This is a genomic window from Streptomyces triculaminicus (genome assembly GCF_017349075.1).
GTDB classification, from domain to species: domain Bacteria; phylum Actinomycetota; class Actinomycetes; order Streptomycetales; family Streptomycetaceae; genus Streptomyces; species Streptomyces triculaminicus.
In genome coordinates this window covers 49,869-72,755 of sequence record NZ_JAFMOF010000008.1, presented here as the reverse complement: position 1 = coordinate 72,755, position 22,887 = coordinate 49,869, and the positions used below count along the sequence as shown (strand labels likewise).

The following is a 22,887-nucleotide window of genomic DNA, read 5'->3' as shown; positions in this document are numbered from 1 at the left end:
CCGGCGACCTTCAGTGAGATGTCGACGAAGCCGGTCCTGACCCCGGCTCGTGACGTGCAGGTTGCGTTGGTGACACCGCGCTCCACGTTCCGTCAGGATGGCGGGGTGCCGGAGAAGACCATGACCGCGCGTCGTATCGCCGACGATTACGTCCACCGGATCGCGTCACTCGACCCAATGACCTCCACGAGGCTGGGCCTGTTCCCGGGGGACCACCGTCAGTCCGACCTGTCCCCGGACGGCTTCGACGCCCTGGCCGAAGGGTGCCGTCGTGCGCTCGCCGCGCTGAACGCGGCACCGGCTGGCGAAGGGCCTGTGGAGCTGGCCTGTGATCGGCTGCTGCGGGAGCGCCTCGCCGCCGAGCTCGCCTTGCACGCAGCCGGTGACCACTACCGGCAGCTGCGCAACGTCAACTCGGCCGTGCACCGGGTGCGCAGGATCTTCGCCCTCATGCCCACCGACACCGAGGACGACTGGGCCGCGGCGCCACAATGTGTCGGCAGCGCTGGCCGGTTACCGCCCGACCCTCACCGAGGGCATCAGACGAGGCCTGCTGTCCGCGCCGCGCCAGGCGGGCGGTGATCGGCCAGCTTGCCTCCTGGACCGGCCAGGACAACGGCACCAGGAGTTGGTTCCTCGAATTCGTCGCCAAAGGCCCGCCCCGGATGCGCCAGGAACTGGAGGCCGCTGCTGCCCACGCCACCGTCGGCGTCGAGGAGTTCCGCAGCTGGCTGAGGGAGACGTACCTGCCTGCCGCGGACGGCACCCCGGACGCCGTGGGCCGCGAACGCTACCTGCTCTCGGCCCGCTGGACCACCGGCACGGACATCGACGTGACCGAGACCTACCACTGGGCCTTGGAGGAGTTCCACCGAACGGCCACCGAGATGCGGACCGCGGCCGACCGCTCGCGTGCGCCGGGTGTTCGGGCGTGCCGGTCGATCAGGTCGGTGGCGACGCTACGGATGGCGGGCCGGTCACGTACCTCGGCAGGGGACGCTCGCAGGGCTTTGAGGCGGGCGTCGGCGGTCTGCTGGTGCTTGCCCACTGCCACCAGGCGCGGGCGAGATCGGTGTGCATGCGGGCTCGCCGCTCGGTCGTGGGGAACTGCCCAGGGTGCAGGCCTCGGCCGGCATGGAGGGCGGCTCCGGCATCGCCGAGGGCCGAGAGCGTGATGGCGGCCGGGCTGATGGAGAACGCGGCGTCGGCGGGCAGACGGCGCCACTGTAGTGGCTGCCGTCTCGGCGAGCCCGATGGCCGCGGCCAGAACATCTGTCGGTAACCCGACCTCCCGCGCGGCGCGGCGGAGCAGAGCGAGGTCGGTCGTGCCGTGTCGTTCGAGCCGGCTCCAACCCGGCGGCATTCCGCCAACGCCCGGCGGCGGCCGGGCGGGCGCCGGTACGGTGGCGAACTCCGCCGGCCCACCGTTCCCCCTCGAGGAGCCCATGCCCCGCCCGCCCCTCACGCCGGCCGAATACTGGGACCTGTACAAACCGCACCGCGGGGAGGGCGAGCAGCCGACCCCCGAGCCGGGCCCGTTCGAATGGACCCAGTTCCCTGGCCACGGCCCCGGCCCGGAACTCCTCGGCGCTCCGCGCACCGTCCTGGAACTGGGCCCGGGCGAAGGTGCCGACGCCGTCCACCTGGCACGCCGCGGCATCGAGGTGACCGCCGTGGACTTCTCCGCCTTCCAGATCGAGCGCGCCCGCCGCTGGTGGGCCCACGTACCGGGCGTCACCTTCGTCCACGCGGACGCCTGCGACTTCCTCCTCACCGAGGCCACCGAGTACGACGCGATCTACTCCATGTGGGGCGCGGTGTGGTTCACCGACCCGGAAGAACTCCTCCCCCTGGTCGCCAAGCGCCTCGCGCCCGGTGGCGTTTTCGTCTTCAGCCACGCCGAGCCCGGCCCCGACGCCTACGGGCCCCAGCAGATGCGCGGCAAATGGCTGGAGGGGCGCGAGCGGGAACTGACCGTACTCCGCTGGCAGTACACCCCTGACGCGTGGGCCGACCTGCTCAAGCGCAGCGGCTTCACCCACGTCGACGCCCGTGTCGTGCCCCCGCCGGGGGACGAGGCTCTGGGCACCCTGCTCGTACGCGCCGCCGTCGCCTGAGTGTGGGGCGCAAGCCCTCGACCGGGAGGGCTTCCTTTTCGTCGGCGTGGCGTCGGAACGGTCGGTGTGGGCACACGGAGAATCATTCCGGGCGTTTGTGCTGATTTTTGGACACCGGGAGCTCGTGATGGGGCCGAAGAGATTCGTTCGTACGCTCGTTCTTGCCTCGCTGGTCGCTACGCCGTTGTGGGGTCCGCCGCCGGCGGTGGAGGCCCTGGAAGCGGCAGCCCCGCAGTCGGGGGAGCAGCGGTGCGTGGACGGCAGTGCGCTCACCGGCGCGGGCGGGCGCTCGGCGAGGACACGACTGTGCGCGGCTTTGGACAATGCCTTCATCACCCTGTCGACGCCGGCCTGGTGCGAACGCTCCGCGTGCGATGTTTCCGGCACGTACCGGATGACGGCGCGCGACGGCCGCGAGGTCGCCTCGGGGCGTCTGGGCACCCGCACCGAGTACCCCGGGCCGGGCACGTACAAGGTCGCGGTCGTCATGCGTGCGCGATCGGCGACACGGGCCTTCGACGCACGCGGCGGCTGGACCCGCACGATCACCTTGGCCTGGCCCAAGCCGGCCCCGGTCCACACCATCACCGTCACACCGGCCACCATCCGCCCGGGCCGCGCCACGACGCTGACCTACACGGTCACGCGCCACGACCTGCGCGGCGACAGCAACGCCCGTCTGGGCCTGATCGGCCAGGAAGGAACAGGCGTACGCCTCTCCTCCTCCGACCGCCAGTGCACCAACCCCCTGACGAAGGCCTACCCGTCCGAGGAACGGCGGCCGCACGTCCTGGACTGCGCCTTGGTCGGTGTGCAACCGGGACGTCCGGCGAAAGTGAAGGTCGTGGTGCGCCTGGGGGCGCACTGTTCGACGATCGTTTCCAAGATGGGCTACTGGCTGCCCAATGGCCAGGAAACCTACACCGGTGGCATGCTCAAGGGGCCGGTCGTCACGTGTGCGAAGAACTGATGCCTGCGTGGTGATGCGGTCGCTCTCCACGACTCAAAGCCAGAGCACGTTCCCCTACGGCAGCGCATCGACGCGATGGCCGCCGAGGTGTTCCAGCACCTGCTGATGAGCTTCCCAGCCGTCGGGGAACTTCGCCGGCACATTCAGGTACACCGGGTTGCTGTTGGGGTGCGCATCCAGCAGCTCCCGGATTCCGGCCCTGCTGACGACGACGCAGGCATGCCGGTGGCGGGAGAGCAGGACGCATAATCTGCCGGCCTCCAGATGGAATTCGGTGGCATCCTGGCGCCCCGACAAGGGGTGCCACACGAACACCACATCGAATTCCCTTCCCTGCAGTTTGTTGGCGGTGGCCACCACGACCTCTCGCAAACACGCGAGGTGCTCGTGCTCGTGGGCAAGCTGGTCGAGAGCGGATCGTACGGCGGCCTCTTGGGCGCGCTGTACCGTGCCCACGGCGATGCGGTCGGCGGTGAGTCTCCGGTCGCCTGCCGACGCCTCGTTGCTCGTCCAGGGGTGGCGTTCGACGAAGCGACGGACGAGCATCGCCAGGGAGGCGGCGACCTCGGGGTCGCCCGGTGGCGTGTGTCTGGCGGGCAGCTGGCAGAAGCCCCAGCCGGTCTCGGCCGCGTGGGTCAGGGTCTTGTCCGCCCAGCCCGCGATGTCCACCGTGTCGAGGTGCAGGCGGCGCTCCGTCGGCAGCGTTCCGGCCATGAACGCCTGGTCGTAGAAGGCTTCTTGCACGAGCCGCGCTGCGGCCTGCGGCAGCCGCCATGAGACCGGCAGCCGCAGGGGATCCCCGTCCGCGTTCTCGGCGAGCACGGCGCCGGCCGTCTGCAGCGGGTCGTACGGCTGCCCCTGCCAGGGCTTCTCGTCCAGGGTGGTGAAGGGGTCGAGCTGGCCGGGATCCCCCACCGCGAGGAAGGAGCCGAAGAGAGGGGCGACGCGGTACAACAGATCGCTCCGCATTTGGTAGGCCTCGTCGATCACAGCGACCGGGTACGACTGTCTCCCTTGGCAGAATGCCCACTTGCTGGCGGTGGCGACGACAACCTGGGGACGGTGGAAGTCCCCGGGGTTCTTCTCGATCTGCACCCTCGGCAGCCGTGACAGGTAGGGAGGCACGGTGTAAGAGCTGCCGACCAGGCGACCGACGCGCAGGTCGAAGTCCGCGCTGATGCGTTTGACCAGGTCGTTGGCCTGCTCATTGGTCTGTACGACGACCGGCACGGTCTCGACTCCGGAGTCCACCAGCGTCCGGGTGCTCCGGGTGACCAGCGTCGTCTTGCCCGCCCCCGGCGGCGAGTCGACGATCAGTGCCTCGTGCGCACCGAGCTTGAGCAGGCGGGACGTCAATTCCAGCGTCACGCGTTCCGACGCGTGCACCGCTTCCTCGTTCGGCATGATGGCGTTCCTGTTCGCCCCTTCTACGTGTCGTCTCTACGCGTCGTCGCCGTCGGGGAGCTGGGGGACGAAGTCGGAATCCTGGTCGGCCACGGCCTGGGTCTCGGGAACCATGTGGCTGTGGGTCCACACCTCATCGGCGTCGGGCAGCTTGATCCTCCAGTCCTGGCCGGGATCGAGCGTGGTGAAACGGGCTTCTCTTCCGAGCCGGGGGAAGGTGGGGTCCTCACCGCGTGTTCTTCGGGTTCCTTTGGCGATTTCGATGGTGACCCGGGGCGGGGACATGGTCATTTCCACGATGCGACCTTGGCAGGCCAGGCGGTCGAGCCAGAAGACCTCGGTGTGCAGTGGCAGGGGTGACGGGCGCTCCAGGCTCAGTGTGAACAAGGGCCGCGACACCTTGTTCTTACGCCCCGGCGGCACGATCTTCCGGTCCGGGTCGGCGCTGACGACAAGCCCGCTCAGCGCGAGGCCGTCCGCCACCGCGGCCACGAACTTCAGCGGATCGTCCACGATCTTCTGGGCTTCCACCCGTCGTTGTGCCTGTTCACGGTCGCCGAGCTGCCACACCGCCGCGCGGGCGCTGGTCTTGCGTGCAAGCCGGGCCTCCGGCACATGGATGTACTTGCGCCAGGCGGCCCAGTCCTCGGAGTCCTCCGCCCAGCGCTCCTGTGCGTGCGGCGCCTCCGGAAGGTCCACGAGCAGGTCCAGGCCTCTCCACACGTCGTCCCAGCTCTCCATCAACGCGTCGCGCACCATCCGTTTCACAGGTGTGCCGAGGCGCGAGACGAGCTTCGGATCCGTGGCTCCGTCTCTGGCCTCGTTGAACTTCGTGATGAGCCGGGCCAGCTTCTCGTCCCATTCCGGTTTGGGGAGTGGCCCCACCGGCAGTCCGGTGTGCTCGGCCGACTCGGCCGCGCCGCGGCCGGTCTGTCCTTCAGGAGGGTCGATCCAGGCGAGAAGGGGACCGAGAGCCGCGTCCTCCAGGGCGCTTTGCCCGGTGATCCAGTGCGCGGCCAGGTCCCGGGTCAGCGCCACCGCGGTCGCCGCACCGGGGCGCTGCCTGCGCTCGACGAGGCGGACGAGGTGCCGGCCCCCGAGGACCGTCTCCGGCTCCACCCCCTCGCCCACGGGCAGGAACCGGACGCTGTCACCGATCCTGAACAGGTAGTCGAGAGTCGCCTGGTTCCCGGCTATCACCTGCGGGGGATCGCCCTCGGGCAACGCGTCCACGTACGCGACGAAGTCGGAGAAGAAGGTATTGAGAAGACGGAACCGGATGTCACGGTTTCGCGGTTCGGGGGCCACCCGGAAGCAGGGCCGTTCACGGTCCGTGCCGTACACGATCCCCAGCGGACTGGCCGGATCTCCTGCCAGGTTGTACGCGGCGACGACGAGCGGTTCGTCGGCGATGTGCAGGTGCCGGAAGCGCGCCGCACGCTGCGCGCGTCCTTCCTGGGCCGCACGTACGCGCAGCAAAGCGGTCAGCAGTGCGCCGCTCATGCCGCACCACCCCCTGCGGCGCGGTACAGCTTCTGCATATGGATCAGGTCGGCGGCGAGGTCCTGCTCGTACCGGCTGGGCGCGATGCCGCTGTCCGCCATGGCCAGCACGTCATCGATCATGTCAACAGGCCCGAACGCCTGCCGGACCGGGGTTCCGAGCGCGACCGTCTCGCCGGCGTCCCTGGCGCGGGAGCGGCAGTAATAGGCCAGCTCGCAGCCACTGTCCAGGCACGCCGGCCGGTAGGCGTTGGGCAGCTGTTCCACCGCTTCGGCGCAGTGCTCCGTATCCGCGGCGGAGAGGGTCAGCCCCTGCGGTAGCAGAGCCTCGAGCTCGCTCACGCTTGCCGCGCGGTCGAGCTGGCGCCTCAGCCCCCGTAGCTCCTGGCGGGTGTCGAGGGTGGCGGACGTGGGCGTGAGGTCGTAGTTCCGTGGGCAGATCAGCACCGCGTCCGTGGCAACCTTCTCCGGCGAATGTCCCATGCGTGCCAGGGTCTGCTGCAGGGAGAGGATGTAGACCGCCGCCTGCCGGGTGGCCGGCCGCAGCTTCACGGGGTCCACCTGGTTGTTGATCACCGGGAAGCTCTTGATCTCCACCACGTAGAGCTTGTTGCCCGTGTAGTGGGCCAGGGCGTCCTGTTCGAGATAGACGGTGGAGCCGCCGACCTCGAGGGACGTCACCGCGTGATCGAGGACGTTCGGGGCGTAAGGGTCCTCGCTCAGCAGCAGCGACAGCGCCGCCTGCGTCTCCTTGGCGCGGAGCTTCATCTCCTTCAGGCCCTTGGTCCGCGCCCTGCTGGACGACAGGTCCTTGTGCCGGGTGGCGGGGATGGGCAGGTCGATCTGTTTGCGCAGCTCGGCGATGAGGTGGGCATCGCCGTTCTCCTTCACGGCGCTCTCGAAGAGATTGCCCCGACGCAGTGCGAAAGGGGACTGGGCGGCGGGAATCGGGTGCCCGAGATGCCGGGCGAGTTCGGACTTGTCGACGCTGGCGGCCTCGAGGATGCGCCGGCGGCGGCAATCAGGGGTGTCGAGGGCGGCAGCCACGGTCCGCGCATTGGGCCGCACGGCGGGGAGGTCGCCGCGAAAGGCCTCCAGCCGTGCTTCGAACTCGTCGGTGGACATGGGAAACGTCGTACTCCTGACGCTAGGCGTGGCGGCGGGACGTGCTGTGGACCTTGAGCGGCTGGCCGAACAGGCGCTGTTCGTCGGAGAGGGCGGCCAGTCGTTCCAGGGAAGCGCGTCTGATGTCTTCATCGGCGGTGGCGATCAGGGCCAGCTCGGACTCGGCCACCTCGCCGACGACGGCCGGGTCGGCCAAGCGGGGCGGAAGATTCGGCAGCGGTCGCGCCAACTTGGCCAGAAGCACCTCCAGTTGCCTACGGTCTCCGGGCCCGGCCGCTGGGCATTCCTTGACCGCCGCAGCGGTGGCCAGCACCAGCTTGAGATAGGCGACCCGTGGGGTGTACGGGCTCAGGATCCGATCCTCGTCGTCCCAGGTCGATACGGTCAGCGCCGCCCGTGCGGGCGCCAGGGTGTCATGGGAGATCGCCGGGCAGATGTAGAAGAACCGGCCATCGGGGTTCTGCCTCCACGCCCTCTGCTCATCCCGGCGCAGCGAGTAGACGGCGCGTGAAGTGGCGAAGCTCGTCCGGTACTTGGCCGTCCCCCACAGCTGGATCTGCTTCGGGTCGAGGGGGGCGCCGACATCCGTCAGGGCCATCCGCACCGCGTCCCGGGCCGTCGTCGGCGTGACGACCGGTAGGGATTCCTCGGGACCTTCCGCCCGGGAGCCGGGGGAGTGAGGAGGGGAGGGCGAGGAGGCGCTGGCCAGCGCCTCCTCCCAGACCCGGTTCCGCTGCCGTTCGGCGGCTTGCAGGTGTTCGCGAATGCGCGTCAGTGCGTCCACATCACCGCGCGCCAGGGCCTCGTTCGCCTCGTTCTGCAGCTGATTGATACGGGCGGAGAGCCCCTCGATCGACTCCATGACGCCAGGACAGCACAGGCGCCTCACGCGCGTCCACAGCTCTTCCGAACTTCTCCCGAAATTCCTCCGAACTAAGGGGAGTTGATGTACGCTCGGCCCCTCCTGCCTGCGTCACTGCTCAGCGCCCGTTGCGTCCGCTGCAGGCCCTTCTCTTCAGGGCGCGCCACATCCCACACCGACCGAGGTCGGCTGCATGCCGGCCGCCCCGGAAGAAGCGCTGGCCAGTCCGGGCCTCAACGAGCGCATCATCGAACTGGGCGCCGGTTGCCCCCGCTACGGCGATGCCGGCCCCGACCGGGCCGAACTGCCGGCGCTGATCGCCGCCGACCGACCCCGCGGCCCGGCCACGCGGGACGAGTTGCTTGACTACGGTGCGGGAGAGTTGGCCGATCGGATGAACCGCACTGATGTCCGCGCCGTTGAACGGTGAGGAGGAGGCTGCCCTGCGCAGCCCGGTGACCGAGACAGGAGGCAGGACGATGACGGCTGTGTTCGTGCACGGTGTGCCGGAGACCAGCAGTGTGTGGGACGGCTTGCGTGCCCGGCTGGGCGGGGACACGGTGGCCTTGGAGCTTCCGGGATTCGGTGGTCCCCGGCCGCACGGGTTCCGTGCCGCGAAGGAGGACTACGTGCGGTGGCTGGAGGCGGCGCTGCTCGAGATGGAGGGGCCGATCGACCTCGTCGGTCATGACTGGGGCGCGCTGCTGGTGGCGTGCGTGGCGGCCGGTTCGCGTGTTCCGTTGCGGAGTTGGGCCGTGGACGTGGGCGGCGTACTCCACCCGGACTACGAGTGGCATGCGGCGGCGCGGCTGTGGCAGACATCCGGAGCCGGCGAGGAATGGGTGCGGACCGCGGTGGGCGCCGCCCCTGGAGCTCCTGAGGGAACCGCCGACCAGCTTGTGGCTGCCGGAGTGGGGGAGGAGCACGCGAAGGCGATGGCCGCGGCGTTCGACGAGACCATGGCGGTCTCCATCCTGGATCTCTACCGTTCGGCGACGCCCAACGTCTTCGCGTCCTGGAGCCGGGAGCTCTCGGCTCCCACGTCCGCTCCGGGCCTGGTCCTCCAGCCGACGCTCGATCCCTTCGACGACATCGAGACCTCGTCCGCCGTGGCCGCCCGTCTCGGAGCCCGTACCGAAACGCTGACGGGTCTGGGGCACTGGTGGATGCTCGAACGGCCCGATGCGGCGGCTGACGCCCTGGAGCGGTTCTGGGCGCGGCCGCGGCGCTGAGGGGCGCTGCTCCGGCCCGGTGCGGTGTCCCGAGCGGCCGTCAAAGGAACGGGGACGTTCCGCAGCGGCCGCTCGGAACGAGCCGGGCCGGAACGGTCAGGACACCGGCGTCGGAAGGTACTGAAGGGCAGACCGAGGCGCTCCGCCGCGGCCTCCTGCGCCGGGGCGCCCTTGAAGTAGGTGGCCATGACGGCGCGCTGCCGCGCACCGGAAGCCTCGGCAGGAAACGCTCCCACAGCCAACCCGCGGGCCATTGGTCTGGGCATGGTGACCACCTTTACCTTATTGCAAAGCAATTGCGTCAGGCGCGCGCCCTGGGTCGGCCGGGGCTCCGGTGGGCCCCATCTCCCGGGCGGCGACCAGGGGCAGCGCATGCGGCCGCATCGTCGTTCTCCTCGCCCGCACGCTAGGCGGCACCTGGATGGGCCGGCGCGACTGGGGTGTTGCCTCGACCGCGCACCTAAAAGCTAAACATTTGCCTTAGTCGACGCTAGGGGCTACGTTGACTTAACGCAAACCAGTTGCTTTAAGTGGGCGGAAGGGGTTCCGTGTCCGCCTCCCGCTCCGCCCGGGCAACCGCCTCCGCCCTCTCCCAAGGAAGCCACCGCGATGCAGACACCCACCGCCCCCGAACTCACCTCCGCCGCCGCCCCGTCCTGGATCGTGGGGGACATCGCCCTCCACCGAGTGGACGAGGCGCCTCTCCCGCCTGCGACCGGGCGATGGCTGCTGCCCACCGCCACCGCCGACGTCGTCGCCCGGCACGACTGGCTGCAGCCCGACTTCGCCGACCACGAAGGTGTCCTGCACCTCTCCAGCCACAGCTTCGCGTTCTCGGTCGGCGGGCGGCGGGTCGTCGTGGACACCGGGGTCGGCAACGGAAAGACGCGGGCGAACCCGGCCTGGCACAACCTGCGGACCGACTACCTTCGCCGCCTCACGGACGCCGGCTTCCCCCCGGAGTCCGTCGACCTGGTGATCCTCACGCATCTGCACGCCGACCACGTCGGCTGGAACACCCGTGAGGCGGACGGTCAATGGATTCCCACCTTCCCCAACGCCCGTTACGTCACCTCCCGCGCCGAGCGGGAGTTCTGGGCCGGCCACGACATGGACGCAGCCCGGCAGCAGATGTTCCGCGACTCCGTGCACCCGATCGAGGACGCCGGGCTGCTCGACCTCGTCCACGTTCCGGCCGAGGGCATGGACATCGCCCCGGGCGTGCGCCTGATCCCCACGCCCGGTCACACCCCGGGCCACATCGCGGTCCAGGTCAGCAGTCACGGCGCGACGGCGCTGATCACCGGAGACTGCATCCATCACCCGGTCCAGCTCGCCGACCCGGGCATCGGCAGTTGCGTCGACATCGACCCCGCACAATCCCAGGCCACCCGGCGTGCCCTGCTCGCCTCACTGGCCGGCACCGGCACCCTGGTCCTGGGCACCCACTTCCCCCCGCCCACCGGCGGCCACGTCAGCTCCCACGCCGACGGCTACCGGCTGACCCCCGTCCCGGCGGACCGGCAGCCCGCCGCCCACCGGACGAGCCGGGCAGCATGAACTCCGCTCGCCGTACCGCGTCGTAGGCGTAAACGAGACGCCGTGCCACGGTCGTGCCGTCGGTGGCCGTCGGCCTGAGATCGCTGGCGTGTGTGTGCCGAAATTCGTTTCGTGCCGTGCAGGTTGCGACCTACTGTGGCCCGGTGGCGACTCAGATGATCATTCTCAACGGCGGGTCCAGCTCGGGGAAGTCCGGGATCGTACGGTGCCTGCAGGACGTACTGCCGGATCCGTGGCTTGTCTTCGGGTGCGACTCGTTCATCGACGCCATGCCCGCGAAGATGCAGGCGTCGGACGAGGGGATCCAGATCGCGGCGGACGGCGGAGTGAGCGTCGGGGCGGACTTCCGGGCGCTGGAGGCGGCCTGGACGGAAGGCATAGCGGCGATGGTCCGTGGAGGCGCCAAGGTCATCATCGATGACGTCTTCCTCGGCGGAGCGGCGTCCCAGCAGCGGTGGCAGAAGGCTCTGGACGGACTGGCCGTGTTGTGGGTCGGCGTCAGGTGTGAGAGCGCCGTCGCCGCAGGCCGTGAGATCGCACGAGGAGATCGCGTCCATGGGATGGCCGCGTTGCAGGCCGATGTGGTTCACGACGGGGTCTTCTATGACCTGGAGGTGGACACGACGCACACCGAGTCCCTTGCGTGTGCGCGAACCATCGCCGCCCACTTCGGCTGATCGCCGGATCGGCTCCCTGACGCCTGGCCGCAGGTTGCTCAAGCTGCGACGGCGCTGAGGCGGCCCACCCCGGCGCATGCCGTTCCCACCGTCGCTCGCCGGCTCGGTGCGGTGGGTGTCGTAGGCGATGCGCAGAGTGAAGGCGTTCATGAGTACGGGTACGCACTGCGCCTGGGCGCGCAGCTGCGCGGCATGATGCGCGCCTCGTCCATCCGTGTGAACCTGAGAAGAGATCCCGCGGTGCAAGAGATTGGATCTTAGTCATGGTCGGGATGCACAAGAAGGGACGGGACGAGGCCCGCGCCGCTGCGAAGAAGCGGAAGCGGCAGCAGAAGGCACCGGACGCAGCAGAGCAGGAACGGCGGGACGCGACGGAGGAACGCCCTTACAAGCCTGCTGCCGAGACCGATGTTCTGGGCTGGGGTCATCGTAAGGAGTCTCCCCCCTGATGTCCTCCGGGACGGCATGATCCATCGGTGGTCAAGCATTCCCTGATGGGCGTTCGTACGCGGGCGGCGAAGCGCGGCGGCTACTGCGGCCACCGCGGCAGCCGCCCCGTCGTACGCCCACGGGGGAGGATCAGGAGGGAGCGCCGCCCAGGATCTCCACCCGCCCGGTGTCGAGGGAGTAGTAGGCGCCGACCACTGCGAGGGAGCCCTTCTTCACGAGCGGGCCCAGGTCCTTGTTGGAGCGCAGGTCGTTCGCGGTCAGTCTGATCTGGGCGCGCGTCATCGTGTCGACCGGGTCGCTACCGTCCAGCCTGACGGCCTGGTCGTACGCCGGACGCAGGGCGTCGGCGATCGCCTGCAGGTTGCCGGGGAGCGTCGCGCCGTCTCGCATGGCCTTGTACGACGCCTCCACGGCGCCGCAGCGCTGGTGCCCGAGGACGACGATCAGCGGGGTGCCGCTCGTCATGGGGCCGTACTCGACGGAACCCGTGACCACCGGGCCGACCGCCTGAGCGCCGGTGCGCAGCACGTACAGGTCACCGAGACCGGTGTCGAAGAGAAGCTCGGGCGGTACGCGGGAATCGATGCACGAGAGGACCACCCCGTAGGGTTCCTGTGTCTGGGCCACCAGCTGACGCCGGTCGGGATCGCGATCGGGGTGGTGGAGGTTTCCGTCCACCCAGCGCTTGTTGCCCTCCATCAGCCTCGCGAGTGCCGCCTTGGCCGTGGTCGGACGCTCGTCCGGTGGCGCGGTCGTCGCCTTCGCCTTCACCTTCAGGTCGGCGGGCGTCCCGGCCTTCGGCGTGCTTTTCGCGCACCCGGCGAGCGCGGCCGCGGCGACCGCGAAGCCACCGGTGAGCAGCGCTCTACGGCGCGGGTGTCCTGCTGCGTCCATCGGATTCTTCTCCATGCGTCGCTGCGAGCTGAGATGTGCTCACGCGTCCATCGGTACGCCGCTCGGGCGTCCAACGGCCACGGCGACGTGATTGTTCACCCCGATGCGGATGGTTCGACGGCAGGCGCGAAAGAAGATGAACTCAATTACCACAGATGGCCCACGACACACGTTCATGACCCGCGTCGGCTGCCCCGGCGGTGGTCCGGAGCGCACCCGCACGCCTCCGCCCCGGGGCGGGTTCCTACATCCGGCCGTCCTCCAGGGCGCGTGCGCCGGGAGCGCAACACTCTCGCAGCGCGGTGAATTCATCCGTCGGCAGCCGCCGGGAGGCGCCGCGTCGGCCGGCGTCGAGACGCGCGCTGCCGGCGTCGAGCCATTGCGGGAGCGGCTCGACGCCGATGAAGTCGGCCAGTCGCGTCAGCTCCTTGCGGGGTTCGTCGAGCAGGTCTTCATAGGCGAGCGTGGTCCGCATGGGCGCGGGTACCTCGCTGAGATGGTCCACGCCTCGGGTGATGAGTTCCGACCACAGCGCCCCGAACCCGGTCAGCGGCAGGTCACTGTCCAGCACGAGCGCGGAGTCGAAACGCTCGGCCAGCAGCTCCGACAGCTCGGGCGGCAGGGATCGGATCTGGTCCTCGGTCAGGTCTTCGACGCGTTGCGCACCGGTCCGCGCAAGGATTTCCCTCAGCAGGAAGATCAGTCGGAAGCCCGTGTGCCGGCTCATGGACACGGCGCAGTCGGGTCCGCCCCTGAACAGGTGCACGAAGCGCGCCTGCGGGAAGGTTCCGCGCAGGAGCGGCACCCGCTCCAGGGAGTAGCCGGACCGTTCGACGACCGCTGTGCGCCCGGACCGCGTGCACAGCAGGTCGAACAGGGCTTCGTAGTGGCCTGCGGCGGTACGGTCCGGCCAGCGGCATACCTGCTTCTCGAGCTCGTCGAACAGTCCGTCCGGGTCGTCGGTGAGGTGCGGAAGCACCATCAGGGACAGCGCGGGGATGCCGGTGGTCTCGGTCGCGAACCGTCCGGGACGCCGCGTGTAGACGAACTCCGGCATCGGCACCCCGCTGCGGATCATGCGCTCGAACAGCTGATTGGGATCGGCGAGGAGCCGCCAGAACTCCCCACCGCCGAGGATGCCTTGCGGGAAGCCACGGCTCTGCACCGACGACAGCAGCTCGTTGAGGCTGAGCACATCCGGATGCGCGTTGACGATATGGGACAGTGCGGTCGACCCGCTGCGGCCTGTACCGACGACGAACGTCAGGGTGCGCATGTGGCGATACTCCTTCGACGACGATCCCAGCCGATCGCGAGCAGGCTTCCCCCGGTCCCGCCGCCCGACTCCCTTCCCGAGGTGAGGATTACCCGTGGGAGGAGCTGCCGGACATGAGTACGGCCTTCGTGTGATCCCGTGCTCCGTACAGCGGCGACCGGAGCAACGAAGGCCCTGAGGGCGAGTCCGCGAGTCCGACCCGCGGCCGACAGGGGGTGGGCCGGACACGGCCCTGGTCCGCCCCCTGCCGGCACCGGCGCGGCGGTCGCCCTCGCCCTCACGGCCTCTCCCAGGCGCTACGGAGTCCGCGCCGCACCTCGTGAAGGGTCCGGCTGGTGGGGAGTCGGCCGCAAGGGCTGGGCGGGGTGATCAGGCGAGGGAGACCAGGTCCCGGTAGTCCTCGTTCCACAGGTCCTCGTCCGCGTCCGGCAGGATCAGGACGCGGTCGGGGCGCAGGGCATCGATGGCGCCTTCGTCGTGGGTGACCATGACGATCGCCCCCGGGTAGGAGTCGACGGCGGCCAGGACTTCGGTACGGGAGGCGGGGTCGAGGTTGTTGGTCGGCTCGTCCAGCAGCAGCACGTTGGCGCCGGAGTGGACGAGGCCGGCCAGGGCCAGGCGGGTCTTCTCCCCGCCGGACAGCACCCCGGCCCGCTTCTCGGCGTCGTCCCCGGAGAACAGGAACGCGCCCAGCACCCTGCGCACGTCACCGTCACTCAGGTGCGGGGCGGCGTCGGCCAGGTTCTCCCGGACCGTACGGTCGAGGGCGAGGGTGTCGTGCTCCTGGGCGAAGTAGCCCAGGCGCAGCCCGTGTCCGTGCGTCACCCGGCCGGCGTCCGGCCGCTCCGCACCGGCGAGAACGCGCAACAGGGTGGTCTTGCCGGCACCGTTGAGGCCGAGGACGACCAGGCGGCTGCCCCGGTCCACGGCCAGGTCCACACCGCCCAGGACCCGGTGGTCGCCGTAGGACTTGGTGAGGCTGATCGCGCCGAGCGGCGTCCGGCCGCAGGGGGCGGGCTCGGGCAGCCGTATCTTCGCGATCTTCTCCGTCCGCCGGGCCGGCTCGAGTTCCGTCAGCATCCGGTCGGCACGCCGCGCCATGCTCCTGGCCATGACGGCGGTCGCGGACCGCGCCTTCATCTTGTCCGCCTGGGTGTGCAGGGCGGCGGCCTTGCGCTCGGTGTTCGCCCGTTCCCGGGCGCGGCGCCGCTCGTCCGCCTCCCGCTGGGCCAGGTACGCGGTCCAGCCGGTGTTGTGGACGTCGATCGTGGCGCGGGTGGCGTCCAGGTGGAAGATCCGGTTGGCGACGTCGGCGAGCAGGCCGGTGTCATGGCTGATCACCACCAGGCCGCCCCGGTGCCCCTGGAGGAAGGCGCGCAGCCAGGCGACGGAGTCGGCGTCGAGGTGGTTGGTCGGCTCGTCCAGCAGCAGCGTGCCGTTGTGGCCCGCGAAGAGGATGCGGGCCAGCTCGACGCGGCGCCGCTGGCCCCCGGACAGGGTGCCGACCGGCTGGTGCAGGACCCGGTCGGGCAGACCGAGGCCGGCGGCGATACGCGCGGCCTCGGCCTCGGCCGCGTACCCGCCGCCGGCCTGGAAGGCGGCCTCCGCACGGGCGTAGACGTTCATCGCCCGCTCCAGCGCGGCGGGACCCGGCGCGTCGGCCATGGCGGCCTCGGCGGAACGCAGCCGCTGCAGCGCCCGGTCGAGGTCCCGGGCCGACAGGATCCGGTCGGTGACCGTGACGTCCGGGTCGGACGCGCGGGAGTCCTGGGCGAGGAAGCCGACCGGGCCGGTGCGGGTGATGGACCCGGCGGCGGGCACGGTCCGGCCCGCCAGGGTCGTCATGAGGGTCGTCTTGCCGGCGCCGTTGCGGCCGACCAGGCCGATGCGGTCGCCGGGGGAGACGGTGAAGTAAATGCCGGAGAGCAGCAGGCGGGCGCCCGCGCGCAGCTCGGCACCACGAACGGTGATCATAGGGTTACGCTCCGAAAAAGCAAAAGGACACACTTCTGGCGTGGAAGCGGGTCCTCAGCTAGGAAATTCGGGGCGTAGACATGCACCTACCGTAACCGACGCCTCTTGAGCGGCGCATCCGCTATTTCCGCGACTCGCGACGCGGCGGCCTGGTGTGAGCGGGCCAGGTGTGTGAGTGCACCGGGCGTGAGTGTGAACAATGTGCGCATGGGAAAACGGGCGTGGACAGCTGTGGCGGTGAACCTGCTGCTGGGGGTTCCTGGTGTCGTGCCGGTGTGGCTCCTGTGGTACTTCGCGGTGAACTGGCCGCTCGCCGCGATCGGCTGGTCCCGGCCGGAGCCGACGGAGAACGACGGCATGCTGCCGGGGCTGGTGGTCGGAGTGCTGTTGCTGGCGCTGTTCGTCCTGTGGTGGCTCCTCAACAGCTCCATGCGGCGCAGGATCGCGCTGGACCCCCGCGTCTACTGGCCGGTGAGCGTGCTGGCGACGCTCGTGCCCACCTTCGGGCTCATCGTCGTGCTGTGAGGCAGGGGTGGCAGACATCCGTGCCGGCCGCGCTTCGCGGGGGGATCGTTCCCTATCGCAGGAGGTGGGTGCGGTAGCAGTGCGTGATGTACGGCATGGTGATGTTCTTCGTGCCGGCCAGCGCAGGATGGGTGGCGCAAAAGGTGCGGACTTCGGCGAGGAGGGCTGTGCGCTCGGCAGGCGGTAGGGCGATGAAGGAGCTACCGGAGGCGACCAGATCGAGGAGCTCGGCGCGGGTGAGGTGATTGCACCACTCGACGGTGTGGTGCTCGACCGGCGCGAAAGGCCGCTGGATGGCGTCGACACCAACGCCGACGCTGGGAACCCGTGGAATGCCGTGCGGGTGCAGGATCCGGTCGAGGCCGGCCACCCAGTCCGCACGCTCGTCGTGGATGTTCCACACCAGGCTCAAGGTGCCGTTCGGGGTGAGAACACGGGCGACTTCGGGCAAGGCGCGTTCGGTGTCGACCCAGTGCCAGACCTGCGCGGCGACCACGGTGTCCACGCTGTGGTCGGATAGCGGAATGGCTTCGGTGTAGCCGGCCAGCACAGGGACGCCCGGCAGATTCCGGGTGAGTTCGGCGCGCATCTGCTCGTCGGGCTCGACCGCGATGGTGTCCAGGCCGCGTTCGTGGAGCTGGCGGGTCAGCTTACCGGTGCCGGCCCCGAGGTCGAGGACGCGGCGCGTGGTCGCCGGGACCATCCAGTCGATCGCCTGGGCCGGATACGGGGGGCGCCCGCGCTGGTAGGCGGCCGCGGCGGCACCGAAGGACAGGGCCTGCACGCGGTGGTCGCTGCAGCCCATGCGCCTCTCCCTCATGCGCCATCGAGCGCCCGGATCCCTCATCGTCGCTGACGCTATTGTCCGGCGCCCCGCCCGCGTACGCCCCCAGGCTGCGCCGAACGGGCGATCCCTCCTTTCAGAAGCCTGTCCACTGGATCCTTGGGAACCGGGTCGGACGAGCCGCAGCGCCTGGTCCTCGCCGCCGTCGCCCGGCAGCTCCGGCGCTGACGCACCGGCCCCGGGGCTGCCGTCCTGCCGGTCCAGTTACTGGCGGCGCAGCCAGATCCGTAGCGGGCCGACCGGCTCGAAGCCATGGCCGATGGCGGCCGCCAGGCCGTCGCCCTGCTCGTAGCCGACCACTGGCAGCGTGGGGAACAGCCGGTTCACCGCGCCCAGTACGACCGGCCAGGCCGCGTCAGGGCCGCCGTCCAGCGCGAAGAGGTTGGAGATTCCGACCACCTGATCACTGCGGCTTGCCACCGCTCCGGCGACCACTCGGCCCGTGGCCGAACGTCCAGCGAGCACGAAAGTGGCCGGGTCCTCGAGCAGTTGCCGGCCGGATCGGATCGTCCAGGTCAGAGGCAACCGGCCTGCACGGTAGACACGGGACGGACTCAAATCCTGCCGTAACGCATCCAGCGTCCTGGTGATGTGAGAGTGGTTGAAGCAGCCGCCGCGCCGGCGACTCCGTTGTACCAGGATGAAGCCGTGAATGATTTGACTGTTCGCCCTGGCCGGCCCGATGAGTTGGCCGCTGTCGCCGAGCTGCGGTGGCGTTGGGTGCGAGAGACCTACGGAACGCCCGACGTCGTACTGGACGAGTTCGTGCCCCGATTCGTGGCGTGGGCTCAGGAGAATGAGCCCACGCATCGCTGCATGGTGATGGTCCGTGGCGATGTCGTCATCGGCATGGCCTGGCTGGCGATCACGCGGCGTGTGCCGCACCCGCGCTCGTTCGAGCGGATGTCGGGGGACGTGCAGTGCGTGTACGTCGTGCCGGACGAGCGTGACCGCGGCTTGGGTGGGGAGCTGATCGAGGCGGTCTTGGCGTGGGCGAGCGATCTGGGTCTTGAGCGAGTGACGGTGCACTCCAGCGACCGGGCGGTCTCGGCGTACTCCAGGCGCGGATTCACGGTCTCCCCGCGCCTGCTTCAGGTCGAGATGGGGCAAGGCAGCACGGGTGAGTCCGCTTGAAGGCCGCGCCTTCGTGCTTGTCTGCAGGGTGACGGCCGATGGCAACGCTGTGCGTCCAACTGCTCGCAATTTCCGTGGAGTTGTTGGAGTTGATCACGGTTGACTGCTTAGGATCGGCAGGCAAGTACGTGGCATGTCCATGCCCATCGTCTGCGAAGGGAATCCATGCAGTTAAAACGCATAACCGTACCCGTCGTCGGAGCGGTAGCCATCCTGGGAACCCTCCTCGCCCCCGTATCCACCGCGGCCGACACCCCGCCGCGGTCCGGGGGCGCTTCTAGCCCGGGACCGTGTCCGCGGCCGTCGCGGTCTCGGACTGTACGGAGCTGGACAAGCGCCTCCCGGCCCTCGCGAAGGCCGCGCAGGACGGGGCCCTGGCGGCGTGCGACGCGCCCGCCGGGGAGAAGGAGGCAGCGGCGCAGCTCCGTACCCCCGCCGCCAAGGAACTGCTGGCCGCCAACCCCTGCGCGACCGCGCCCAACAAGGGGTGGAAGTTCACCGGCCGCGGCCGGGCCTGCAACCCCGAGTCCCGCCTGATCAACGTGCGGAACGTGCGCACCGGCCGGCTCGTCGGGCAGCTCTACTACCTGTCGGTCGGCATGATCGTCGCCAAGAACGACTCCCTGACCTGGGACCAGACGGTTTCGATGAAGAAGACCGGCGGTTGGGGCCGCATCGCCGGCACCAGCGTCTACGGGGTGGGCCGCTGCGCGTCCGCGGACAAGTGCACGACGCTGTTCACGAACTTCCCCATGCAACGCATGGGCGAAGGGCGTACGAACGAGGGTCAGTGGAAGATGCGGTCCACGATCGACAAGCAGGGCAGAGAACGTGGCAAGGGCCAGAACCGCGCCACGGCCGTCTTCATCAACCCCGGCTGGGTCGGCGTTGCCCAGCATGATCTGACCTCGGCCAGCGTGCGCTGCGACTCCATACGCAACATGGGCCGCGGCGGCATGGGAGCCGGGTGCGTACTGCCCGAGTACTGGCCCACGATGACGGAGATGAAGCAGTTCCCCTACATCTCCCAGGGCATCCGGAAGGTCCAGCGGGTCGGGCCGCACCACTACGGCCGTAAGACGGGTGCGAACCCGAACCCGCTGGTCTACACCTCGAACGCGGCGATCCGGAAGAACAACAACGACGCCGCGTGCCCGTCCTCCCGTCCGCGTCCTCCGGGGCAGACCTGCGACGAGTACCCCTTCGCCTCTACCCTTCAGGGTGCGTCGCGGACGCAGTGGCCGGACTGGGGCTGGCGCTGGGTGCCGAAGAACGAGAACGACCGGCAGGGCTACCAGATCCGCACGTTCTACGACAACAACCGGATCCTCAACGGCGACCGGTTCTGGGTCGACGCCGGCTGACGAGGAGCGGGCTGCCAAAGGTAGCCGGCAAAGGAAGCTGACATAGGAAGGTGAGAGGACGGCAGATGGCGGCGGTGACAGCACAGATCGAGATCGACCACGGTCAATACCTGCTGGAGGGCGACGCGGGCCCGGTCGACTTCTCCTTCACCGGGTCCAGCGGCCTGGTCGCCTCCGTGGGCCCGGACGGGCATGTCACGGACGGCGGCGTGTGGGGCGTGGTGAGCACCGGGATGCGGTCCGGTTCTCTGAAACTGACCGTAGAGGTGCTGGACGCTCCGCCACTGCCGCCCTCGGCCGCCGAACGCGAGCGGTACAGCGAGATCGTCGAGGTGTCGCTCGCGCTGGAAGGCCTGGAGGCCGGAGTGTTCTCCCTACCGGAGGAGACCAACCCCTGGGAGCCCGACGAGGACGGTGATCAGGAACCCCCCAGGACTGCCCGGGACATTTTCCCGCGCTTCTCCGGGGCCGGCCCGGGACCGTACCGGGTACGGGTCCACGCCCGCGGCCGGGACGCCTCCCGCGACGGTGAGAGGGGCGCGGAGGAACACCTGGTCCGCGTATGGGCCGCGCCCATCGCCGCGGAGACGGTGTTCCGGGCAACCGACCGGTGCGGAGAGCACCCGGAGGGCAGCGCGGTCGACGGGCGCGTCAGCTCTTGAGCTCGGTGAGGGCGGCTTTGACGTCCTTGATGAGGAGGGGCTCGAGCTTGTCGGTGCTGTAGGGGCCCGTCTTGTCCTCGTCCTGGAGGGGGACACCGCTCAGCTTCATCGAGAAGACGGTGCCACCGTCAAGGACGGTGCGGCACGGGCGCACCCTCGTGCCGCTTCGTCCGCTTAGTCAGCCGAGCCACTTCCGCTCGAGCGCCATGGCCTGCAGCCGCTCCAGGCTCAGCGGCGGTTCCGGGCGAGTCACCGGGCCGCTCTCCGCATACGAGTTGATCTCGCGGACGAGGACGCGGCGGCCGTCCGGGCGCAGGGTGTCGGCGGTCCAGACGACGGCGGAGCCTCCCTTCTCCGAGGGCTCGCGGGTGACCTTGACCCGGGTGCCGTCCGGGAGGGTCCGGCTCCGGCAGTCGGCGTCGTCGGCGCCGGACGGGCAGCTCATGTGCCCGGCCAGCGCGTCGGTCATGTTGCTCTGAACGTCCGCCTCGATCATGGACTTGCCGTGACCGTCGTCGTGGACGAGCTGGACGAGGCCGGTGTCGGTGTGCAGGTCCGTGATCCTGCCGCCCGAGGGCAGGAGGGATGTGAGTACCTCGGCCATGCGCTTGCCGGAGGCGGCCTGCCGCGGGGCGTGGCGGGTGCGCCGGTGGCCGGGGCAGGAGGGCTGCGATGGCCTTGCGCCATGCGGGCTCTGTACGATCGTGCTCAGTTGCCCGAGGGAGAACGCCGGGTCGGCGGTGCCGTCCGAGGCCTTCTCGTCGCCGCCCCCGAATTCCTGGACAACCAGGTCCGCGCCGTCCGCGGTGACGAGCTCGGCGTACCAGCGCCGCTGGCCCGTGTCGCTGTTGGGGTGAGTGAAGGACCGGGTGGTGTAGAGCGTCGAGCCGTCGGGCAGCTTGCGTGCCTCGCACCGGTCGTACGGCCGCACCTGGACGGGCAGACAGCCGCCCGGCCGGTCGCCGGGGCCAAGCCGGCCGACGGCGATGTCGAGGCTGGAACTGCCGCGCGCGTCGGTGTAGGTGAGCTTGGCGGTCGGGACCCTCTTCCCGGTGCCCGTCGACCCGGTCCCGGACGCGTCGGAGACCGTCCCGTCCTTCGGCAGCAGGCCCTTCAACGTCGCGATCATCTCCTCCCCACTGATCGTCGTGGCGGGTGGCCGCGCGGCGCCGGAGGCCGCGGGGGAGAGGGCCTCGGGGGCCGCCGCGCCGCCGGACCCGCCGGTGCCCAGGAGCGTGCCGCCGAGCGCGACCAGCGTCAGCGCGGCGCACCCCGCTCCTACCTGGAACGCGCGCACCCGGCGCAGCCGGTGGCCCCGCGCGGTGGCGCGGTCGACCAGGTCGGGGGAATGCGGAGGGCAGGCGCGGGTCGCGTCCTCCAGGGCGGCGGACAGCCGCCGCTCGAACGCGTCGTCATGGTCGTCGAGGGGCATGGGACAGCTCCGTTCGTACGGCTCGTACAGCGGTGACTTGGCAGCGGCGACTCGCACTGCGGTGAGACTGGAGTGAAACTGCGGGGAAAGCGCGAGGGAGGAAACGGTGGGGCACGCTAGCGGGCCGCGAGCTCGGACAGCTCGTCGCCGAGCAGCTCACGCAGGCGCTGCAACGCCCGCAGGCTCCGGACACGCACCGCCCCCTGCGAGAGCTTCATGGCCGCGGCGGTCTCTTCCACCGTGCGGTCCTCCCAGTAGCGCAGCACCAGCACGGCACGGTCCTTCGCGGCCAGCCGGGCCAGACCGTCCAGCAACGTCAGCCGCAGCTCCGCGTCGTCGACGCGCCCGGCGGCGTCCGGGAACGAATCGCTCGGACGCTCGCTGGAGCTGCGCAGCCGCCGGTGCGACAGGAACGTACGCACCAGAACGGTGTGCCCGTAGGCGACCGGGGAGTGGTTGCGGTTGATCCGCCGCCACGACCGGAACATCTTGGCGAGAGTCTCCTGGACCAGGTCCTCCGCGAGGTGCCAGTCGCCGCCGGTGAGCAGGCACGCTGTACGAAACAGATAGCCGCTGCGCGCGGTCGCGAATTCCAGGTAGTCGCCGGGTGCTTCCCCCACCGTGTTCCCTTCCGTGATCTGACGTCACTCCATACACGAGGTGGGGAGCGGGGCACGTTACACACGAGTTTTTCGCGTGCACGCGAAGACATGCGAAGACCCTGTAGTGCGGCGTTCGGGGTGGCTTCTGGCTGCGGCCGGCGCAAAGTGCGCCCGCAAGTGCGCCGGCGCACCCCTGTGCGCCCCTAACGGAGCGCGGTCGTTACGCAAGGTAGTGGGAAGGACCGGAGAGGGTGATCTTGCCCGGGCGGCGGAGCTGCGGA

At 70.0% G+C, this 22,887-nt stretch carries 22 protein-coding genes and 1 pseudogene; 12 read left to right on the top strand and 11 right to left on the bottom strand.

Annotation, left to right across the window (positions count from 1 at the left end):
• The first annotated feature begins 18 nt into the window (after positions 1-18).
• The 4 genes from J1792_RS33095 (at position 19) to J1792_RS33080 (ending at position 3,087) form a co-directional block, all read left to right on the top strand.
• Positions 19-582: a DUF885 family protein gene (locus J1792_RS33095; protein ID WP_207248925.1), complete on the top strand. Its 564-nt coding sequence runs from the start codon at positions 19-21 to the stop codon at positions 580-582.
• Positions 492-1,175, top strand: a complete 684-nt coding sequence (locus J1792_RS36040; protein WP_207248924.1) for a DUF885 family protein — start codon at positions 492-494, stop codon at positions 1,173-1,175. The genes J1792_RS33095 and J1792_RS36040 overlap by 91 nt, the downstream gene beginning before the upstream one ends.
• A gap of 270 nt (positions 1,176-1,445) precedes the next feature.
• Positions 1,446-2,117 carry a class I SAM-dependent methyltransferase gene (locus tag J1792_RS33085; protein ID WP_086566337.1) on the top strand — a complete coding sequence of 224 codons (672 nt, stop codon included), beginning with the start codon at positions 1,446-1,448 and terminating at the stop codon, positions 2,115-2,117.
• 46 nt (positions 2,118-2,163) lie between these two features.
• On the top strand, positions 2,164-3,087 hold the full coding sequence (locus J1792_RS33080; RefSeq protein WP_207248923.1) for a hypothetical protein: 924 nt from the start codon (positions 2,164-2,166) through the stop codon (positions 3,085-3,087).
• A 54-nt stretch (positions 3,088-3,141) separates the two neighbouring features.
• On the opposite strand, the gene J1792_RS33075 is transcribed toward J1792_RS33080, so the two are convergent.
• From J1792_RS33075 to J1792_RS33060, 4 genes are read right to left on the bottom strand one after another with little or no spacing between them, the layout of a single operon-like run.
• A complete protein-coding gene (locus J1792_RS33075; protein ID WP_207248922.1) occupies positions 3,142-4,491 on the bottom strand; it encodes an AAA domain-containing protein in 1,350 nt (449 codons plus the stop codon).
• 36 nt (positions 4,492-4,527) lie between these two features.
• Entirely contained in the window at positions 4,528-5,994 is a 1,467-nt protein-coding gene (locus J1792_RS33070) for a hypothetical protein (protein WP_143587556.1), read from the bottom strand.
• Positions 5,991-7,118: a hypothetical protein gene (locus tag J1792_RS33065; RefSeq protein ID WP_086566333.1), complete on the bottom strand. Its 1,128-nt coding sequence runs from the start codon at positions 7,116-7,118 to the stop codon at positions 5,991-5,993. Before J1792_RS33065 ends, J1792_RS33070 begins: the two co-directional genes overlap by 4 nt.
• Positions 7,119-7,140: 22 nt before the next feature.
• A complete protein-coding gene (locus tag J1792_RS33060; RefSeq protein ID WP_086566332.1) occupies positions 7,141-7,980 on the bottom strand; it encodes a hypothetical protein in 840 nt (279 codons plus the stop codon).
• Between the two features lie 193 nt (positions 7,981-8,173).
• On the opposite strand from J1792_RS33060, the gene J1792_RS33055 reads away from it, so the two are divergent.
• From J1792_RS33055 to cpt, 4 genes are all read left to right on the top strand, one after another.
• Positions 8,174-8,410, top strand: coding sequence for a hypothetical protein (locus J1792_RS33055; protein WP_086566331.1), 237 nt, complete (start codon positions 8,174-8,176; stop codon positions 8,408-8,410).
• Positions 8,411-8,459: 49 nt separating this feature from the next.
• On the top strand, positions 8,460-9,212 hold the full coding sequence (locus tag J1792_RS33050) for an alpha/beta fold hydrolase (protein ID WP_086566346.1): 753 nt from the start codon (positions 8,460-8,462) through the stop codon (positions 9,210-9,212).
• Between the two features lie 609 nt (positions 9,213-9,821).
• On the top strand, positions 9,822-10,772 hold the full coding sequence (locus tag J1792_RS33045; RefSeq protein ID WP_207248921.1) for an MBL fold metallo-hydrolase: 951 nt from the start codon (positions 9,822-9,824) through the stop codon (positions 10,770-10,772).
• Between the two features lie 143 nt (positions 10,773-10,915).
• A complete protein-coding gene (cpt, locus tag J1792_RS33040; RefSeq protein ID WP_242705185.1) occupies positions 10,916-11,449 on the top strand; it encodes a chloramphenicol phosphotransferase CPT in 534 nt (177 codons plus the stop codon).
• Positions 11,450-12,028: 579 nt separating this feature from the next.
• Here cpt and J1792_RS33035 read toward each other — a convergent pair.
• The 3 genes from J1792_RS33035 to J1792_RS33025 form a co-directional block, all read right to left on the bottom strand.
• A complete protein-coding gene (locus tag J1792_RS33035) occupies positions 12,029-12,793 on the bottom strand; it encodes a carbonic anhydrase (RefSeq protein ID WP_242647029.1) in 765 nt (254 codons plus the stop codon).
• Positions 12,794-13,037: 244 nt separating this feature from the next.
• Positions 13,038-14,069, bottom strand: a complete 1,032-nt coding sequence (locus J1792_RS33030) for a sulfotransferase (RefSeq protein ID WP_207248920.1) — start codon at positions 14,067-14,069, stop codon at positions 13,038-13,040.
• A gap of 369 nt (positions 14,070-14,438) precedes the next feature.
• Entirely contained in the window at positions 14,439-16,043 is a 1,605-nt protein-coding gene (locus tag J1792_RS33025; protein ID WP_207248919.1) for an ABC-F family ATP-binding cassette domain-containing protein, read from the bottom strand.
• Positions 16,044-16,250: 207 nt separating this feature from the next.
• On the opposite strand from J1792_RS33025, the gene J1792_RS33020 reads away from it, so the two are divergent.
• Positions 16,251-16,568 (top strand): hypothetical protein, encoded by a 318-nt coding sequence (locus J1792_RS33020; protein ID WP_086566328.1) that lies wholly within the window; start codon positions 16,251-16,253, stop codon positions 16,566-16,568.
• A 52-nt stretch (positions 16,569-16,620) separates the two neighbouring features.
• On the opposite strand, the gene J1792_RS33015 is transcribed toward J1792_RS33020, so the two are convergent.
• Positions 16,621-17,373 (bottom strand): class I SAM-dependent methyltransferase, encoded by a 753-nt coding sequence (locus tag J1792_RS33015; protein ID WP_207248918.1) that lies wholly within the window; start codon positions 17,371-17,373, stop codon positions 16,621-16,623.
• 243 nt (positions 17,374-17,616) lie between these two features.
• Positions 17,617-17,904 (bottom strand): annotated as a pseudogene (locus tag J1792_RS33010) (hypothetical protein); the annotation flags it as partial.
• 105 nt (positions 17,905-18,009) lie between these two features.
• Here J1792_RS33010 and J1792_RS33005 point away from each other — a divergent pair.
• The 3 genes from J1792_RS33005 to J1792_RS32995 all read left to right on the top strand — a co-directional run bounded on the left by J1792_RS33005 (position 18,010) and on the right by J1792_RS32995 (position 20,572).
• Positions 18,010-18,546, top strand: coding sequence for a GNAT family N-acetyltransferase (locus J1792_RS33005; protein WP_242705186.1), 537 nt, complete (start codon positions 18,010-18,012; stop codon positions 18,544-18,546).
• A 290-nt stretch (positions 18,547-18,836) separates the two neighbouring features.
• Entirely contained in the window at positions 18,837-19,910 is a 1,074-nt protein-coding gene (locus J1792_RS35605) for a NucA/NucB deoxyribonuclease domain-containing protein (RefSeq protein WP_086566325.1), read from the top strand.
• 74 nt (positions 19,911-19,984) lie between these two features.
• Complete coding sequence (locus tag J1792_RS32995) at positions 19,985-20,572, top strand: hypothetical protein (protein ID WP_207248917.1); 588 nt, start codon at positions 19,985-19,987, stop codon at positions 20,570-20,572.
• A gap of 178 nt (positions 20,573-20,750) precedes the next feature.
• On the opposite strand, the gene J1792_RS32990 is transcribed toward J1792_RS32995, so the two are convergent.
• Positions 20,751-22,004, bottom strand: coding sequence for a hypothetical protein (locus J1792_RS32990; protein WP_207248916.1), 1,254 nt, complete (start codon positions 22,002-22,004; stop codon positions 20,751-20,753).
• A 116-nt stretch (positions 22,005-22,120) separates the two neighbouring features.
• On the bottom strand, positions 22,121-22,624 hold the full coding sequence (locus tag J1792_RS32985) for a SigE family RNA polymerase sigma factor (RefSeq protein WP_086566322.1): 504 nt from the start codon (positions 22,622-22,624) through the stop codon (positions 22,121-22,123).
• Positions 22,625-22,887 lie beyond the last annotated feature (263 nt).

What these genes read in the sequence shown, in the direction of transcription:
- J1792_RS33065 (WP_086566333.1), bottom strand. Translation starts at nt 7,118, where the DNA reads ATGTCCACCGACGAGTTCGAAGCACGGCTGGAGGCCTTTCGCGGCGAC.
- J1792_RS33045 (WP_207248921.1), top strand. Translation starts at nt 9,822, where the DNA reads ATGCAGACACCCACCGCCCCCGAACTCACCTCCGCCGCCGCCCCGTCC.
- J1792_RS32990 (WP_207248916.1), bottom strand. Translation starts at nt 22,004, where the DNA reads ATGCCCCTCGACGACCATGACGACGCGTTCGAGCGGCGGCTGTCCGCC.
- J1792_RS33075 (WP_207248922.1), bottom strand. Translation starts at nt 4,491, where the DNA reads ATGCCGAACGAGGAAGCGGTGCACGCGTCGGAACGCGTGACGCTGGAA.
- J1792_RS33025 (WP_207248919.1), bottom strand. Translation starts at nt 16,043, where the DNA reads ATGATCACCGTTCGTGGTGCCGAGCTGCGCGCGGGCGCCCGCCTGCTG.
- J1792_RS33070 (WP_143587556.1), bottom strand. Translation starts at nt 5,994, where the DNA reads ATGAGCGGCGCACTGCTGACCGCTTTGCTGCGCGTACGTGCGGCCCAG.
- J1792_RS33030 (WP_207248920.1), bottom strand. Translation starts at nt 14,069, where the DNA reads ATGCGCACCCTGACGTTCGTCGTCGGTACAGGCCGCAGCGGGTCGACC.
- J1792_RS33020 (WP_086566328.1), top strand. Translation starts at nt 16,251, where the DNA reads ATGGGAAAACGGGCGTGGACAGCTGTGGCGGTGAACCTGCTGCTGGGG.
- J1792_RS33095 (WP_207248925.1), top strand. Translation starts at nt 19, where the DNA reads ATGTCGACGAAGCCGGTCCTGACCCCGGCTCGTGACGTGCAGGTTGCG.
- J1792_RS33060 (WP_086566332.1), bottom strand. Translation starts at nt 7,980, where the DNA reads ATGGAGTCGATCGAGGGGCTCTCCGCCCGTATCAATCAGCTGCAGAAC.
- J1792_RS33055 (WP_086566331.1), top strand. Translation starts at nt 8,174, where the DNA reads ATGCCGGCCGCCCCGGAAGAAGCGCTGGCCAGTCCGGGCCTCAACGAG.
- J1792_RS33085 (WP_086566337.1), top strand. Translation starts at nt 1,446, where the DNA reads ATGCCCCGCCCGCCCCTCACGCCGGCCGAATACTGGGACCTGTACAAA.
- J1792_RS36040 (WP_207248924.1), top strand. Translation starts at nt 492, where the DNA reads ATGTGTCGGCAGCGCTGGCCGGTTACCGCCCGACCCTCACCGAGGGCA.
- J1792_RS33050 (WP_086566346.1), top strand. Translation starts at nt 8,460, where the DNA reads ATGACGGCTGTGTTCGTGCACGGTGTGCCGGAGACCAGCAGTGTGTGG.
- J1792_RS33035 (WP_242647029.1), bottom strand. Translation starts at nt 12,793, where the DNA reads ATGGACGCAGCAGGACACCCGCGCCGTAGAGCGCTGCTCACCGGTGGC.
- J1792_RS33015 (WP_207248918.1), bottom strand. Translation starts at nt 17,373, where the DNA reads ATGGGCTGCAGCGACCACCGCGTGCAGGCCCTGTCCTTCGGTGCCGCC.